This window comes from Flavobacterium sp. (genome assembly GCF_004211145.1).
Lineage (GTDB): Bacteria > Bacteroidota > Bacteroidia > Flavobacteriales > Flavobacteriaceae > Flavobacterium.
This window is the reverse complement of record NZ_SEBS01000018.1, coordinates 1-17,183: the sequence shown is the minus strand read 5'-3', so window position 1 is coordinate 17,183 and position 17,183 is coordinate 1. Positions and strand designations below refer to the sequence as shown.

General features: G+C 48.6%; 15 protein-coding genes. 10 read left to right on the top strand and 5 right to left on the bottom strand.

Annotation, left to right across the window (positions count from 1 at the left end; all coding sequences use genetic code 11):
* Positions 1–43: 43 nt before the first annotated feature.
* The 9 genes from EOO50_RS09940 (at position 44) to EOO50_RS09900 (ending at position 11,557) form a co-directional block, all read left to right on the top strand.
* The gene (locus tag EOO50_RS09940; protein ID WP_290839695.1) at positions 44–994 is read left to right on the top strand and encodes a GSCFA domain-containing protein; all 951 of its coding nucleotides are present in this window, start codon (positions 44–46) and stop codon (positions 992–994) included.
* Between the two features lie 97 nt (positions 995–1,091).
* Positions 1,092–1,586: a DUF6252 family protein gene (locus tag EOO50_RS09935; protein WP_290839693.1), complete on the top strand. Its 495-nt coding sequence runs from the start codon at positions 1,092–1,094 to the stop codon at positions 1,584–1,586.
* Positions 1,587–1,707: 121 nt separating this feature from the next.
* The gene (locus EOO50_RS09930; protein ID WP_290839691.1) at positions 1,708–1,992 is read left to right on the top strand and encodes a hypothetical protein; all 285 of its coding nucleotides are present in this window, start codon (positions 1,708–1,710) and stop codon (positions 1,990–1,992) included.
* Positions 1,993–2,037: 45 nt separating this feature from the next.
* Positions 2,038–3,984, top strand: a complete 1,947-nt coding sequence (locus tag EOO50_RS09925; RefSeq protein ID WP_290839690.1) for a sensor histidine kinase — start codon at positions 2,038–2,040, stop codon at positions 3,982–3,984.
* Entirely contained in the window at positions 3,981–5,732 is a 1,752-nt protein-coding gene (locus EOO50_RS09920; RefSeq protein ID WP_290839689.1) for a tetratricopeptide repeat protein, read from the top strand. The genes EOO50_RS09925 and EOO50_RS09920 overlap by 4 nt, the downstream gene beginning before the upstream one ends.
* Positions 5,733–5,937: 205 nt before the next feature.
* Positions 5,938–6,588 carry a response regulator transcription factor gene (locus EOO50_RS09915; protein ID WP_290839687.1) on the top strand — a complete coding sequence of 217 codons (651 nt, stop codon included), beginning with the start codon at positions 5,938–5,940 and terminating at the stop codon, positions 6,586–6,588.
* Positions 6,589–6,696: 108 nt separating this feature from the next.
* On the top strand, positions 6,697–7,314 hold the full coding sequence (locus EOO50_RS09910) for a DUF4230 domain-containing protein (RefSeq protein WP_290839685.1): 618 nt from the start codon (positions 6,697–6,699) through the stop codon (positions 7,312–7,314).
* 106 nt (positions 7,315–7,420) lie between these two features.
* Entirely contained in the window at positions 7,421–8,869 is a 1,449-nt protein-coding gene (locus tag EOO50_RS09905) for an SUMF1/EgtB/PvdO family nonheme iron enzyme (protein ID WP_290839683.1), read from the top strand.
* 69 nt (positions 8,870–8,938) lie between these two features.
* The gene (locus EOO50_RS09900) at positions 8,939–11,557 is read left to right on the top strand and encodes a PKD domain-containing protein (RefSeq protein WP_290839681.1); all 2,619 of its coding nucleotides are present in this window, start codon (positions 8,939–8,941) and stop codon (positions 11,555–11,557) included.
* 48 nt (positions 11,558–11,605) lie between these two features.
* Here EOO50_RS09900 and EOO50_RS09895 read toward each other — a convergent pair whose 3' ends face one another.
* The 5 genes from EOO50_RS09895 to EOO50_RS09875 all read right to left on the bottom strand — a co-directional run bounded on the left by EOO50_RS09895 (position 11,606) and on the right by EOO50_RS09875 (position 16,746).
* Entirely contained in the window at positions 11,606–13,366 is a 1,761-nt protein-coding gene (locus EOO50_RS09895) for an aromatic amino acid hydroxylase (protein WP_290839679.1), read from the bottom strand.
* Positions 13,367–13,852: 486 nt separating this feature from the next.
* Entirely contained in the window at positions 13,853–14,392 is a 540-nt protein-coding gene (locus EOO50_RS09890) for a DUF4136 domain-containing protein (protein ID WP_290839677.1), read from the bottom strand.
* Positions 14,393–14,402: 10 nt separating this feature from the next.
* Positions 14,403–14,573 (bottom strand): hypothetical protein, encoded by a 171-nt coding sequence (locus tag EOO50_RS09885; protein WP_290839675.1) that lies wholly within the window; start codon positions 14,571–14,573, stop codon positions 14,403–14,405.
* 2 nt (positions 14,574–14,575) lie between these two features.
* Positions 14,576–16,570 (bottom strand): urocanate hydratase, encoded by a 1,995-nt coding sequence (locus EOO50_RS09880; RefSeq protein WP_290839673.1) that lies wholly within the window; start codon positions 16,568–16,570, stop codon positions 14,576–14,578.
* On the bottom strand, positions 16,567–16,746 hold the full coding sequence (locus tag EOO50_RS09875) for a DUF5522 domain-containing protein (RefSeq protein ID WP_290839671.1): 180 nt from the start codon (positions 16,744–16,746) through the stop codon (positions 16,567–16,569). The genes EOO50_RS09880 and EOO50_RS09875 overlap by 4 nt, the downstream gene beginning before the upstream one ends.
* A gap of 29 nt (positions 16,747–16,775) precedes the next feature.
* Between EOO50_RS09875 and EOO50_RS09870 the strand changes: the two genes are divergently transcribed.
* Positions 16,776–17,102: a hypothetical protein gene (locus EOO50_RS09870; RefSeq protein ID WP_290839795.1), complete on the top strand. Its 327-nt coding sequence runs from the start codon at positions 16,776–16,778 to the stop codon at positions 17,100–17,102.
* Positions 17,103–17,183: the final 81 nt, after the last annotated feature.

Genomic DNA, 17,183 nt, shown 5'->3' with positions numbered 1-17,183 from the left:
CCCGGACGAATACTCCGGGTTTCTTTTTGCTTATTTTTGACGCATGCAATTCACGACTCCGGTTTCGGTTCCAAAAAGTGATTTCCCGATCGACTATGATTCGGAAATCATTTCAATCGGTTCCTGTTTCGCCAAAAATATGTCCGCGAAACTCAGTCATTTCGGGTTCAGGAACATCGTGAATCCGTTCGGGATTTTGTTCCATCCGATTGCGATCGAGACGTTTTTGCGGTTCGCGGTCGATGGAAAACGGTTTTCAATATCCGACGTTTTTTGTCAAAATGAACGCTGGCATTGTTTCGACGCACATTCCGATATGAGCGGGAACGACGCTGAGGTTTTGATCGGAAACCTGAATTCGGCGGTGAGTTCCACGCGCGAAAAACTCGAAACGGCCACGCATTTCATCATCACGTTGGGAACCGCTTGGGCGTATCGGAACATCACATCGAACGAACTCGTCGCGAATTGCCACAAGGTGCCGCAGAAGGAATTTTCGAAGCAATTGCTGTCGGTCGAAGAGATTGGGAAGTCGCTCGAAAATTGCATCGATCTGGTGACGAGTTTGAATCCGTCGGTCCGGTTGATTTTCACCGTTTCTCCCGTCCGACATATAAAAGACGGCGTCGTGGAGAACCAGCGCAGCAAGGCGAACTTGATTTCGGCGTTGCACTCGACGCTTGAAAAAACGAGGAATTCCCACTATTTTCCGTCGTATGAAATCATCATGGACGAACTGCGCGATTACCGATTTTACGCGTCGGACATGTTGCATCCGAACGGCGTCGCGATAGATTTCATCTGGGAAAAATTCCGTGACGGCTGGATTTCGGCATCGGCATTTCCTATGATGGAGGAAGTCGATTCCATACGCAAGGCAAAGGCGCACCGACCGTTCAATCCCGAGTCGGAACAACACAAAAAATTCCTTTCTTCTCTCGAGAGTCGCATCGCCAATCTCCGCAAACGCCTGCCATTCGTGGATTTGGATTAAAATACGGCAAATGTCGTATTGTAAGCAGTCGCGCTTCATTGCAGATTTGTAAAAAATTTTTAACGAATCTGTAATTCATTAACCCAAACCATTTATCATGAAAAATTTAAAAATTATTGGAAGACTAGCTTTTTTGGCATTGGCGTTCTGTTTCGCGACAGCTTGTAGCGGAGATGACGCCGGCGGCTCAGGCGGATCGGGATCGTCTTTGTCGGCGAAGGTTGACGGCACGTCGTTCAAAGCGCAAATTATGGGTCAAAGTACCACGGTTGCCTTGCACAACGGAACATTTTATCAGGTTACGGGATCGACAGCCGATCTGAAAACATTGACGATCGGGCTTTTCGACGTTACGGGGCCGGGAACATTTCAAGTCGGTCCGGATACTGACAACCTGCTTGCGTTCGTCGAAAACAACAACAGCTATGATACGGGCGAGTGCGACGGAGCGACCGGGACAGTTACGGTTACCGTCGTAAACGAGGAGAAAATTGAAGGGACTTTTTCGTTCACGGGAAAATCTGAAGAAAACGGTTGTTCGGGCAAAACGGTCACCGAAGGCAAATTCAAAGGTGTTTTCATGCAAAATTAATTGAGTACATATTTTTCGAAGAGCCGGGCATGTCCCGGTTTTTTCGTTTTTAAAATAAGGCATCTGACGTATTTCATGAAAAAGGTTCAATCCGCAACTTTGTGGTTCCAAGATTTGACCCATGATGTATGTATTAGCCTTTACGATTGTCGTGCTTCTGGGCGTCATCGTTTTCCAGATATTGCTTTTGCGCCGATCGCAACGGCAGCACGAGCAGCGAATGGAAGTGTTGCGTGAAGTGATCGTGCAGCTCGCCAATAGCAATTCGGCCCGTGAAAAGCAGGTGAAGGTTTCCGATGAACTCATGCAGAAACTGCGTTCGGTGAATGTTATCCTGAGTCAGGACATCTCAGCGATGGTAAAAGATTTTGTGGCAACGTTGCACGCGAACGATCTTATCAAGTAGCAGTGAATCAGGACTTTTATATATTAGTGCGATAAAACCCATCTGATGAGAAAACTTTTCGCATTCGCGCTGCTTTCACTGATTTTTTATTCTTGTAAGGAAAAGCAAAAACAGCAAAGTCAGGATTTGTCACGCGAACAGGTGAAAATTAAAAAGGAATTCAACAGGCTTGACGAAGTCTACAAGCAACTTCCGTCAGATTCTATGCAGTCTTTTTCTGACCGATTCAAAAAACTTACCGCGAACCAACCCGCTGACTACAAAGCGATGTCGAATATCGTGGAAGGTGCGGTTTTCATGAGTAAATCCCAATATGAACTTTCGTATAAGTCATTTGAAAACGCGTTGCGATTGCTGCGTAATTCAAACGCGGATTCCTTGCGCGCGCGCGCCTACACAGGAATCGGGAACTACTACAAGAACAAGGGAAACTATCCCAAAGCGATCGAATATTTGCTTGGCGCGTCCAAAATTTACGAGGCAATGGATGGCAAACGCGGCATCGCTACGACGAACGGGAACATAGGCGAGGTTTATATGCAAAAGAACGATATGGCGTTGGCAAAGGAACACCTGCGTAAAGCGATGAACGTTTTTAAGAACGATAAGTCACACCAAACCTATCTCAATGCGGCCCACACTTTGGCGAATGTTCATGGTGCGAGTAATGAATTCGATGAGGCGTTGGCCATCGACAACGAGTGCATCCGAATTTGCGACAGCATAAAATCGCCCAAACTCAAGGTTCCTTTTCTCGACAATAAGGCGTTGTGTTACATGTTCACCGGAAAACTCGACAGCGCGCAATATTATTTCAACGAAACATTGAAGATCGACCTTATCGTGGGCGACAAGAAGCAAATTGCCGACACCTACAGCAATCTCGGGCATCTTGAACTCAACAAGGGGAATTACGCCGAAGCGGAACGCTACACGCTCAAAAGCATCGATATGGTCGCCAGGATAAAGAACCAGAGCAATCTTGTGAAGTCGTATGGGATTTTGTCGGACATCTACGCGAGATGGGGAAAATACGATAAGGCGCTCGCTACCAAAGAAGAATACCTCGAGCAGTACAAAAAACTCATGAACGAAAAGAAAGAAGCGGCAGCCGCGGAGTTCAAGATCGTGCACGAAACTGAAAAGAAGGAAAAAATCATCGCCCAAAACCGAATCCAGTTACTCGAAAAAGAGCGCGAAGTCCACAGTCGCAACAACATGATCATCGGGATTTCATTGGGCGCGTTGTTTATCGCACTGACCGGATTTTTGATTTATAGGCAACAACGCCTAAAGAACCGTCAACAGGCGCAGGAACACGAGCTTAAAACGGCGATCGCACAAATCGAGACGCAGAACAAGTTACAGGAACAACGGCTCGGGATTTCGCGTGATCTGCATGACAACATAGGTGCGCAGCTTACGTTCATCATCTCGTCGGTCGATAATTTGCGGTACGCTTTCGATTTGAAAGACACCAAACTCGAAAAGAAACTCAACAGCATAAACGATTTCACGAAAGACACGATCGTCGAACTGCGCGACACGATCTGGGCGATGAACAACGCCGAAATCTCGCTCGAGGATTTGCGTGTGCGCGTTTTCAACTTCATCGAAAAGGCGAAAGACGTGCTCGAAGGCATCGATTTCAGATTCCATATCGACAAGGAATTACAGCAATTGCGTTTTTCGTCGGTTACGGGAATGAACATCTACCGAAGCATCCAGGAAGCCGTAAACAACGCGATCAAATATGCGAAGGCGTCGCGGATCGGGATTTTCATCGAACACGAAAACGGCGAATTGCGTATCAGGATCGAGGACGACGGCATCGGATTTTCACAGGAAACGGCCCAAAAAGGAAACGGCCTGCATAATATCCGAAAACGCATCGAAGATATCGGCGGCACATTCACACTGGTTTCCGAACCCGGAAATGGAACGCATATCACGGTCGTAATTCCAAAAACCACTAATCCCGACGCATCATGAAACACGTGGTTTGGCTTGTCATTTTTTGTTCGGTTGTGGGTTTTGCACAGACGCGCCAGCAAATTGATTCGCTGAACAACATCGCGTTCGAAATCCGTTTTGCGAAAGCGGCAGTGCTCGATGCGGCCTATCACAAGAACGTGAAAGCGGCCCAAAAACTTCATTACGCACAAGGCGAGGCGATGAGTTACAGCAACCTCGCGCTCGTGTACAATTTCAAAGGGAAATACAATCTGAGCGTCGAATATTCGCTAAAGGCAATCAAGCTTTTCGAGAGGATCGGTGACGAGAGTAAAGTCGCACGTGAATATGGAGAATTGGGTTATGCGATGAAGCGCCGGAACTTACCCAAGGCGCAATATTACATGCTTCGCGGCAAGAAACTCGCTGAAACGATCAGAGATACGACCTCGCTGTTGAGCATTTACAACAATTACGGCGTGATCAAGGAAATGCAGCAAGATCTCGACAGCGCGATGTTTTTCTACCGAAAAGGTTTGGTCATCAAGGAAGCGATCAATGATTCGACGGGCATTCCGTACAGTTTGAACAACATCGCTATCGTCCATGCGATGGAAGGTCGGTTCCACGACGCCGAACAGCTGTTCACACGCGCCCTGCAACTGCGACAACGCAAGAAAGATTCGGCCGGCATCGCCGAAAACTACTCGTATTTCGGGGATTTGTATGGCATGAAAAAAGAATATCGGAAGGCGATCGGAAACTTCAGGCTGTCGAATGAAATCGCACTCCGAAACAAGTATTTCCAGCTTATCCAGCACAACTACCAAAGCATGTCTGAAATGCACGAAGCGCTCGGCGAAAAGGATTTGGCGTTCGCCGCGTACAAGAAACACGTGCAGTTCAAAGAAAGTTTGATCAACAAGGAGACGAACGCGAAGATCGCCGAACTTGAAGTGCAGTTCGAGACGAACGAAAAGGAAAAGCGGTTGATCGAAACCCAGTCGGAATCGGCCCGGAAATCGAATTTACTGCTGTTGCTTTCAGTGTTGACTTTCTTCGTTTCGCTTACGGGATTCTTGATTTGGCGTCAACAGCGACTCAAAAACAATCAGCTCGCGCAGGAACACGAACTCAAATCGGCGATCGCGCAAATCGAGACGCAAAACAAATTGCAGGAACAACGGTTGGGGATTTCGCGTGATCTGCACGATAACATCGGTTCGCAACTCACGTTCATTATCTCGTCGGTCGATAATTTGAAGTACGCGTTCGATTTGAAGAATACGGCGCTTGATCGCAAACTCGAAAACATCAGCGATTTCACGAAGGACACGATTTTGGAACTCCGCGATACGATCTGGGCGATGAACTCGGACGAGATAACTTTTGAAGACGTGTTGTCGAGGATTTCAAATTTCATAGAAAAAGCGAGAGGCGCGAAGGAAAGCATGCGTTTTAATGTTTCCATCGACGACGATCTCGCGCAATTCAAATTGTCGTCGGTAACCGGGATGAACGTATATCGCACGGTTCAGGAAGCGGTGAATAACGCAGTGAAATATTCTCAGGCCGAGGCGATTTCCATTTCGGTGAAAAAGCAACTTGATTTCATCGAAATTTCAATTTCCGACAACGGCTCGGGCTTCGATGTCGAAACCGTCCAAAAAGGCAACGGACTGGGCAACATGGCAAAACGAATGCAGGATGCCCAAGGAAATCTTGAATTAACATCGGATATTGGAAAAGGTACGATCGTGACGCTAAAATTACCTTTTAGTTCCTAAATCGATAATACGTCAAATGTCGTATTGCGCCGTGAAACCAAAAGCCGCAAATTTGCGTAGATGAAATCCTAACTTACCCCGAAATGGATACAATTCTACAACACTTAAGATTCTGGACGCTCGTTGCCACCGTCGTCACGGTAATCGCGCTGAACATCGCGTTCATCGTCTTTTATTAATCGCTTGAAATTCGTAAGTTCACTCTATGAACGTGAAGATCGCCATTGTTGACGACAATAATTTCCTGATCCGTGCGATCCAGGAAAAGCTGTCGTTTTTTGACGATCTGCAAGTGCGTTTCACGGCGATAAACGGGCAGGATCTGCTTGAAAAACTCGATTCCAGGTATAACATCGACTTGATTTTGATGGATATCGAGATGCCGAAAATGAATGGCGTCGAGGCCACTGCGGCCGTGAAAAGCAAATACCCGCATATAAAAATCATCATGCTTACGGTTTTCGACAACGACGAGAACATCTTCAATTCGATAAAGGCGGGCGCCGACGGTTACCTGCTCAAGGAAGTCAACCCACAGGATTTGCATCAGGGAATCATCGAAACGCTCAATGGAGGCGCGGCGATGAATCCGTCGATCGCGTTGAAAACCCTGAAATTATTGCGCAATCCCGTAGATTTCGGAGTCAAACAAGGCAACGACGACATCAAACTTTCATCGCGTGAGATTGAAGTGCTCGAGCAACTCAGCAAGGGATTGAACTACAACAACATCGCCGATAATTTATTTTTGTCGCCGAGTACGGTTCGCAAGCACATCGAGAATATTTACACGAAATTGCAGGTGCATAATAAGTTGGAGGCGATTCAGAAGGCGAAGAGTAATAATCTTATTTAGTGCCTGAGTGCCTGAGATCCTGAGTGCCTGAGCAGGGAATCGTTAAAAGAAAGTCCGGAATTTTGAAAGGCGTTTTGGTTGAGGCGTCGTATCTTTAAGAAAAAAGATATGAGTGTCCGCCGGATTATTTTTATTACGTGTTGCATTGTCGGATTTTTGCTTGCGTATCGGTATTGCGAATTCAAGAAAGACGATACGTCGACGATCGAATATAACACGAATCTGATCCAACAGCAGATCGTGAGCGTGGGCAAGTTGATCGTGACGGAAGGCCATTATTCAGAAGTGCTTACGTACAAAGACCAGCAAAACTACTTCTTGAACATGCTTTCGTTCCAAAAGAAGGCGCTGCTGATCGTGAATGCCGAAGTGACCGTCGGCTATGATTTGCGGCAGATGCAATACGACATCGACGTAAAGAACAAGATCATCACGATCGAAAATATTCCACCCGAAGAAATAAAGATCAGCCCCGACATCAAATACTACGACATCGACCAAAGCGCGATGAATCCGTTCACGGGCGACGATTACAATAAGATCAGCAAGCAGGTGAACGCCAATCTGCGCAAGAAAATCGAAAAATCGTCTCTCAAAACAAACGCGAAGAACCGCTTGGTGAGCGAATTGTCGAAAATCTTGATTCTCACGAATTCGATGGGCTGGACGCTGCGCTACGAAGGCGAAACCATTTCGCGAGAGAGCGATTTTTCAAAACGCTTATAAGGCATTTGCCGTATTTTAAGGTTTTTCGTACGAATACGTCAACTGCCGTATTTCAGCGCCCACAACATCCCGATAGATTTGTCGCATAACTTTCAAATCTTAAAGGATGAAAACGAGAACTTTATTTTTTAGCTTTTTATTGACCGGACTGCTTTCGATTTTTGCCGTAACCGAATCGGCGGCGAACAACGTCCAGATTACGGGAACCTCGGTATCGGGTTCCAACATTACCTTCAACATAGCCTGGGACAATTCCTGGAACGCCAACGTCGCACCCGCAAATTGGGACGCCGTTTGGGTGTTCGTGAAATTCCAGGATTGCAACACGCGTCTTTGGGCGCATGCGAATTTGAGTACCGTCGCCGGCGATCACTCGGCTGCTTCACCTTTGATGGTTGAAACCGTAACCGATGGTAAAGGCGTTTTTATCCGACGCAGCGCGCTTGGAGGCGGAAACGTCGGGAACACGCAGATCACACTCAAGATGAACATTGGCGCGGGAACATTCAACTACAAAGTCTTTGGAATCGAAATGGTCAATGTGCCGCAAGCCGCATTCGAATTGGGCGATGGCGTAAGTTCGGGTACTTTCAACAGCATCACGATAAACGCCGCTTCACAATCGACGGGATTGACTTCGAGTGTTTTGGGTGGAGGCGCAGTCGCCGCTCCGGCCACTTTCCCGATGGGCTACAATTCATTCTATTGTATGAAATACGAAATTTCACAACTTCAATACGTGGAGTTTCTGAACGCACTGACATACGACCAACAAAAGGCACATACGTTCAACGATCCGATCTCGGCCGCGGGAACGTATGCGATGTACAACGGTTTCGGATACAGGAACGGCGTGCGTATCCAAACGCCGGGTAACAATGCCGCAATCCCTGCGATTTACGCTTGCGATGCAACTGCCGGCGTCGAAGGCAACTCCGACGACGGACAGGGAATCGCCATGAACGGACTAAACTGGGGCGACCTGATAGCGTATCTCGATTGGGCGGCTTTGCGTCCGATGACCGAACTGGAATACGAGAAAGTATCGCGTGGAACAATGCCGCGAGTCGCAGGGGAATATGCTTGGGGATCAATCGATTTGGCGAACGTCGCGAGTAATGCCTTGACGAACCAATATCTCGAAAACGAGTACATGACGCCGGCTGCGAACGGACGTTGTACGCTTGGTGTAGGAACCACGAGTTCGATTTACGGATCGGTTCGCGTCGGGGCATTCGCGACGGGAACTTCAGGGCGCGCTTCATCGGGCGCAGCATATTATGGCGCGATGGAAATGACCGGAAATGTTTGGGAGCGCGTGGTTTGTCTTTCATCGGCAGCAGGTTCGGCGTTCAACGGAACTTTGGGCGACGGCACGATCACAGCTAACGGCGATGCCAACCAAAACACATGGCCCACGGCAGCCGCGGCAACCGGAAGCGGACAACGCGGAGGCGGTTGGATCGACGGTGTCGCAGCGGGAAGACTTTCCCAACGAAATACGGGCGTCGATGCGGCGCGTTATCCGACTTATGGCGGGCGCGGTGTGCGATAATCATCTGATTTGATCGTGACGGAAAATTCAGTTTTTCCCGAAGATGAATTCTAATTTAAAATCAGACAGATGAAAAAAATAATCAAGCATTTCTATGCCTTGTTGCTAGTGTTGTGCGGCATTTCCGCCATAGCCCAGTACAACGGAGGCAGTGCGGCCGGAGCAACGACATCGATGCTTTCGAATACGTCCTGCGGCATGCCGTCGTTTTATTACGCCTATTTTGGCGGGAATAGCGATGGTGCCGACGTGCACGAATTGTCGGCTACAAGTTGCAATACGCCGCCGTCGTTCTTCGCTTATTTGGGTGGAAGTTCCGATGGAGCCGACGTCAATGAGCTCGCGGCCACATCGTGCGGAATCCCACCGTCGTTCTTCGCCTACATGGGCGGGACGGCCGATGGCGCCGACGTGAATACGATGGAAGCGAGCGTTTGCGGTTATCCGCCGCAATTCTACGCCTATTTCGGCAGCAGTGGCAGCGGTTTCTCGATGGGAATCCAGGCGATTTGCCCGGTTACGCCACCCGATGCCGACTTTACGGCAAGCACGACAACTTTGTGTCAGGGCAATTCGGTGACATTTACCGATACGTCGACGAACGTTCCCGCGGCGTGGAACTGGTCTTTCCCCGGCGGAACTCCGGCGACATCGACCGTGCAAAATCCGACCATTACGTATAACACGCCGGGAACATACAGCGCAACATTGATTGCGACGAACTACAACGGGTCAAATACCGAAACCAAAACCGACTTTATCGTGGTTACGGTCATTCCGGCGATCCAAACCACGACTCCGGGGGAACGCTGTGGAAACGGTTCGGTCACGTTGTCGGCAACAGCGAACGCGGGTACGATCAATTGGTACGCCGACCAGACTTCAACAACGGTTTTGGGAACCGGAAGCTCGTTTACGACGCCATCGCTTTCGGGAACGACTACGTATTACGTCGGATCGTCGTCGGGAAGTTGCGCTTCTCCTCGAACAGCCGTAACTGCAACGATACAACCAATTCCGACGATAAATAGTGCGACGCCCGGATCTCGCTGCGGAACGGGTTCGGTAACCTTACAGGCAACGGCAAGCGCCGGAACGATCTCGTGGTTTTCACAGCCGACTGCGGGAACCTCTTTGAGTACGGGCGCAAGTTTCGCCACGCCATCGATCACCGCGACGACGACATATTACGCTGAGGTTTCAAACGGCGGATGTACATCGCCAAGAACGGCTGTTGTAGCGACGGTGAATTCGGTTCCTGAAATTTCGCAGGTTACATCGGCGTCACGATGCGGAACCGGTTCTATAACGTTGGCCGCAACCGGAACGGCAACCCTGAACTGGTACGACCAGCCAACCGGTGGAAGTATCGTGTTTACGGGCACGACATTCACGACGAGTTTGTCGGCCACAACCACGTATTATGTGGAAGCTGCGAATGCGAACTGTTCGTCGCCGAGAACGGCGGTTACGGGAACGATCAACACGATTCCGAGCATTACTTCAGTAACTCCGGGACAACGATGCGATTCGGGTTCGGTAACGCTTTCGGCATCGGCCAACGTGGGCATATTGAATTGGTACAGCCAGCCAAGCGGAGGAGCGGTTTTGGGTTCCGGAATTCAATTCACGACGCCGCTGCTTACGAATACGACCGCGTATTACGTGGAATCGGTGAATGGTGATTGCGTTTCGGTGCGATCGGAAGTGATTGCGACTGTCAATACGACGCCATCGGTAACGAACACAATTCCGGCTTCGCGCTGCGGTTTCGGATCAATGACGTTACAGGCGACGGCTTCGGGCGGAACGCTTTCGTGGTTCAGTTTGCCATCGGGCGGACAAATTCTGGGAAGCGGAACGAGTCTTTCGACGGGCAACATCGGCACGACCACGACCTATTACGTCGAAGCGTCGTCCAACGGCTGTACATCGCCAAGAACCGCTGTCGTCGCTACGGTAAACGAACAACCGAGCATTTCACAAACAGTTCCGGCGAGTCGCTGCGATTACGGCAGTTTGACGCTCAGCGCCACGGCTACATCGGGTACGGTTCAATGGTTTGACGTGCCATCGGGTGGTTCGGCGCTGGCAACCGGAGCGAGTTTCGTGACGCCGAGTTTGACGACATCGACAACTTATTACGTCGAATCTTCAAATGGAACCTGCGTGTCGCCACGTGTCGCGGTTGCGGCAACGATCAACCCGACCGCAGCTCCGACAGGATTTGCAAGCCAAACGTTTTGTGAACTCGAAACCGTCGGAATGCTTCTCGTGAATGGAAGCAACGTGATTTGGTACGACGCGCCTTCAGGTGGAAATGTCGTGCCGAACAGCACGCTTCTCATCGCGGGAACGACGTATTACGCATCCCAAACGCTGACGTCATGTGAAAGCCCGACGCGACTCGGCGTAACGGTTTCCGAGGGCGCGTGCCTCGATGTGCGCGAAGTTTCGAAAAACGAATTGCGCGTGTATCCGAATCCGATCGTGGATTTTGTGAACATCAGTTTCACCGAAGAAATTTCGAAAATCCGAGTGCTCAACATGATCGGGCAATTGGTTCACATGGCTGACGTGAATGCAACCGAAACAAAGCTTGACTTTAGCGGTTACGCGGCGGGAACTTATCTGATTTACATCGATATGGGAACCGCGGTAAAAACCGTCAAAGTGATCAAGAAATAACAAACAGGAATGAAAGAAAAAGCCACCTTGACGGGTGGCTTTTTTTATTTAGATCGCTTTTTCTTTCTCGAAAATGAGTTCGAGGCCGCCGCTGATCAGATGTGCGATTTTCGGACGCTCGTTTTTAAGGTTTTCGAGATGAACCAAAACCTGTTGTTTTAAATCATCTTGATGTGAGTTGTGCAGCAATTCGACAATTTCGACCGACAACAGCCAATCTTTCGGATGGTTGTTTTTCAAGGTTTCGAAGATGTCGGCGAGTTTCTTATCTGAATCTTTTCCTTCACGGATGTCGCGAACCGTTTTGTATAGGTTTTCGAGTTCGTCGCGCTGGTCCGATGTTTTGGCTTTAATCGTTTTCGACGATGGCACGTGCGTGATGAGGTCGAAACTCATTACGTCGGCCGGACCTGAAAATGCCGAAACGACTTTTTTACCGACGGCCATATCGTAGATTCCCCAGTCAGGTTGGAACAAAACCGTTTCGTTGTGCGTCACCGTGCAGTTCTTGAAACTTATCAGGATGATTTCGCCTTGCAAATTTCGCGATCCGGTAATGATTTCTCCGGTTACGGTGATGTCACCTTCGAACTCAAGCGTTACTTTTTCAGCCTCGTAGATGTCGTATGCGCGCAAATCACGCGGGCTCATGTCTTCGATCGCGAGATTGATTCCCTTGAGTTTGCCGATCGGGCTTCCGAAACCGTCCTTATGTGTCGCCGAACCGTGTCCGACGAGTTCTTTTTCGCGATAGGACAGCGCTGTTTTGCCTGTAGTTTGTATGTAAACGGGTTTTCCCGAATTTTCGATGACGTTCGTGAATTGACCCGAAATCTGGATTCCGGTGCTTAATTCTATGGTTCCGATTGCTTCTGAATCAATGAGTTTCTGAAGGCCGCTCAAACCTCCCGTGCGCAATGCCATAGTGTTCGCGAATTCCTCGAGCACGAGGTTCAAATGCGCGAAATCGGGCGTGACGTAAAGTTGAGGTTGCGGTTTGGTGATGTCGAAACTTTGGTCGGCGGCCGAGATGTCGTATGGGATTTTTTTGACGGCGTCGGTCATGCACCACGCGCTTTCGCCAATTGATGATAACAATCCTGCTCCATAGATTTTCGGGCTTTCGACTTCTCCGATCAAACCGTATTCGACAGTCCACCAGTGCAGGTTTCGGATGCGAGCCATTTCGCTGGGTTCGCCCATGTTGTTCTGTAGATCCTCGACGGCTTTTTCAGCTTTTTCGATGTCCGATGTCGGCGTTCCTTCGGCTTCCTTCAAGATGGAAAGCAGTCGGATCGCTTCATATAATTCGTAGTCCTTATGTGACGAAAGCGCCTTGCATCCGATTTCTCCGAAGCGACGCAAATATTCGGCGTATTCAGGATTCGCGATGATAGGAGCGTGACCTGCGCCTTCGTGAATGATATCGGGAGCCGGCGTGTATTCGATGTGTTCGAGTTGCCTGATGTCGGACGCGATGACCAAAACATTATATGCCTGGAATTCCATGAACGCGTTCGGCGGGATAAAACCGTCGACGGCCACGGCGGCCCAACCGATTTCCTTGAGGATTCGGTTCATGCCGTACATGTTCGGGATCGAGTCGATTTCGAGGCCCGTTTTCTGCAAACCTTCGAGGTAGGAACTGTGTGCGACTTTTGAAAGATAATCCACATTTTTTCGCATCACATAACGCCAAACGGCTTGATTTATGGGCGTGTAATCGTCGTAATCCTGAGGCTTTATGAATTGCTTCAAATGCTCGGGAAGGCGGTCTATCAATGGATTGCTCTCAAAATCGGTACTCATAACGTTTTACTTGGGTTGTGGTAAAAGTACAAAATCAAGTCGAGTAGGGATGAATACAAATCATAAAAAAACCGTAGTCGTTAGGGCGGCTACGGTTTGTTTAAAAAAAAACAACAACAACAAATAAATCAAAATTCAATCAATGCTTCTTTCAGGGCGCCGTTTTGAATATGTGGTATTTCACCGCGCCGAAAGTTGTTTTTTAAAGGCGACAGCACTTGAGTCTATCGCCTTTGTAATGTTTGGTATTTACAGGTATCTTATTGTTAGAACTTGTTGTTGGGCAAATGTAACGGCATCTGATTCGTCAATAAAAATTTTTGAGGTAAACGCGAGATTTTAAGAGGTGAGGTTTTTTGAAACGTGCAGAAATCGTCGATAAAATGGCGAAAATGAAAAACCTCAAAGGTCTTTGAGACCTTTGAGGTTTATGCAAAAAGGAAAATCAGAATTTGACAATTACCGATTTTCCTCAATAAATCTTAATTATTTTTTCTTGCTCGGCGGATATTGCGCCAATATCTTCGACACGAATTCCATCACGCGCTCATCTTTCTTTTCCACGTCTTTCGTCAAGACGCCTTCGCCTTCACCTTGCCAAACGAGTTCTTTTTTCTTTGCGTCGATGAGGTCGATGAATAGCGTTCCCTCGGTGTAAGTGGAAACCGACGTGCTGTTGCCGCCCCAGATATACGGGTTCCATCCGTAACCCCAACCGTAACCCCAGCCGTTGTTGAATGTGTTTACGTCGACTTGTTGGCGCGCCTTGGTGAAAATGTTCACGAGAACGTCGGGTTTTTCACTTTTGGTAAATCCTTTTGCCGACATGGTTTCCTCGATCGCGCGCATGATGCGTTTTTTGTCGAGGTCCGAAATTTCGGCCTTGTCGATTCCCGTCTTGTAAAACGCATACGTCTTGAATTGGGTGAAATCGACATTCTTGTCGTAGTCGGATGCAACTTTGACCGACGAGCAAGCGCCAAGCACAAAGAGCAATAAAACAGGTAAAAATTTTATAGTTTTCATAGCAGATAATTTACAGTTTGTTCTCTCGCTTCTCCTTCAAATTCCTAACAATCGCCATGATATTAAGCACCATTGATATCAGCAGTACGAATGCCTGGAGCAATACGTTTTCAATAAGAAGCGCGAGCGGAAGAAATCCCGTCCCCATAATCATCAATGAAACACTGCTGAGTTTTTGCATGGCTATAAATTTTGGAGCAACGCGTCATCCACGAGATTCGGGAGCGTCACTTTAAGAAGTGGTTCGTGCTCCATTGCCCGTTTGATGGCGAAAATCGCTTCATCGTTCCTGGCCCAGCTTCTTCTCGAAATTCCGTTGTTCACGTCCCAGAAAAGCATGGATTTCAGGCGCTTGTAAGCTTCGTCGGAACCATCAAGAACCATGCCGAAGCCGCCGTTAATTACCTCGCCCCAGCCGACTCCGCCGCCGTTGTGAATACTTACCCAAGTCGCGCCACGGAAACTATCGCCAATGACGTTGTGTATTGCCATGTCGGCCGTAAAACGGGATCCGTCATAGATGTTCGACGTTTCGCGATATGGGGAATCCGTACCCGAAACATCATGATGGTCGCGACCCAAAACGACATAGCTGATCTCGCCTTTCGCGATCGCTTGGTTGAACGCTTCGGCTATGTTCGCGCGTCCGTCGGCGTCGGCGTATAAAATCCTGGCCTGTGATCCGACGACAAGCTTGTTCTGTTGCGCGCCTTTGATCCAGCGGATGTTGTCTTCCATTTGTTGCTTGATTTCCGATGGAGCCGATTTCACCATTTCCTCGAGGACCGAAAGTGCGATCGCGTCGGTCTTGGCCAAATCTTCGGGCTTGCAAGATGTGCAAACCCATCGGAACGGGCCGAATCCGTAGTCGAAACACATCGGCCCCAAGATATCCTGAACGTAACTCGGATATTTGAAATCGATGCCGTTTGGAGCGAAAACGTCGGCTCCGGCTCGGGAACATTCGAGCAGGAACGCGTTTCCGTAATCGAAGAAATACGTTCCTTTTGCCGTGTGTCTATTTACGGCATCGGCATGTCGGCGCAACGATTGCTGCACGTTTTCCCTGAACAGGCCAGGTTGTTCGGACATCATGGTTTTAGCGGTCTCAAAGTCGACTCCCGCTGGGTAATAACCGCCGGCCCAAGGATTGTGGAGCGACGTTTGGTCGGAACCTAAATCGATATAAACATTTTCAGAATCGAATTTTTCCCAAACTTCGACGACGTTGCCCAAATAGGCGATCGAAACGGTTTCTTTATTTTTTTTCGCCGAATTCACGCGTGTCACCAATTCGTCCAAATCTTCGATGACTTCATCGACCCAACCTTGAGAATGGCGCGTTTGGACCGCTTTCGGATTGACTTCGGCGCAAACCGTTATGACTCCTGCGATGTTTCCGGCTTTTGGTTGTGCGCCGCTCATTCCGCCGAGGCCCGACGTCACGAACAATTTGCCCGACAAATCTTCTCCGGATTTCGCGATTTTTCGCCCCGCGTTCATCACGGTGATCGTCGTGCCGTGGACGATGCCTTGCGGACCGATATACATATAACTTCCGGCGGTCATCTGGCCGTATTGCGTCACGCCGAGCGCGTTGAATTTCTCCCAATCGTCGGGTTTCGAATAATTGGGGATCATCATGCCGTTGGTCACGACGACGCGCGGTGCTTCTTTGTGCGACGGGAACAATCCCATCGGATGGCCCGAATACATGACGAGTGTTTGCTCGTTCGTCATTTCGGCCAAATATTTCATCGTAAGCTGATACTGCGCCCAGTTCGAGAATACCGCGCCGTTTCCGCCATACGTGATCAATTCGTGCGGATGTTGTGCGACCGCGTAATCCAAATTGTTTTGGATCATGAGCATGATCGCCTTAGCCTGGTCGCTTTTTCCGGGATATTCGTGCAATGGTCGCGCCTTCATCTCGTAATCGGGACGGAACCGGTACATGTAAATTCGGCCGTATGCGTTGAGTTCATTCGAAAATTCCTTTGCGAGGACTGCGTGGTCGCTCTTGTCGAAGTAACGCAACGCATTCCTTATGGCGAGTTTCTTCTCGTCGGGCGAGAGGATTTCCTTGCGTTTGGGCGCGTGGTTGATGCTGGCCTCGTAAGGCTTCGGTTGTGGTAAAATGGAAGGAATTCCTTCGAGGATTTGTTCTTGGAATGTCATTTTTTTCTAAATGTATTCGTGTTCTTGTCGTAACCGTAAGGACAATGTCGGCAACCGCTGCGGCAGCAATGACCGCGTTTTAGGTGGAATTTCTCGGTAAATACCTTGAAGCCTTCGGGCGTCAGATAGTAATCTTCGCCTTCGATTAATTTATTTGCCTGATTTTCGCCGTCCATTAGCCACAAATTTAGGAACTTTGAAAGCAATGATTGTGATTGTTGCGAAATATTTAATTCCGAAAGGATTCTTGGGTTTTACGGTATATCCGTTCGTGCTCGTCGCGTCGGGAAAGCATAAAACCGACGACGTGCTCATCAATCACGAGCGCATCCATTTACGGCAACAGTCGGAATTATTGGTCTTGCCTTTTTTCGTTTGGTATTTTTTGGAATTTTTGGTTCGGGTGATTCGATATCGCGATCGCAAGAAAGCATATTTTAATATCAGTTTCGAACGCGAAGCTTATGCGAATGAAACGGATTTCGGATATTTGGAATCTCGTTCTTTATGGCGGTTTTTAAAGTATTTGTAGTGGATTTTTGGGCGGATTTTTTCTCGTCGGTCAAAAAGATGACTTTACGTACGCGCAAAATCGTATTGTTTAGTAAAAAAC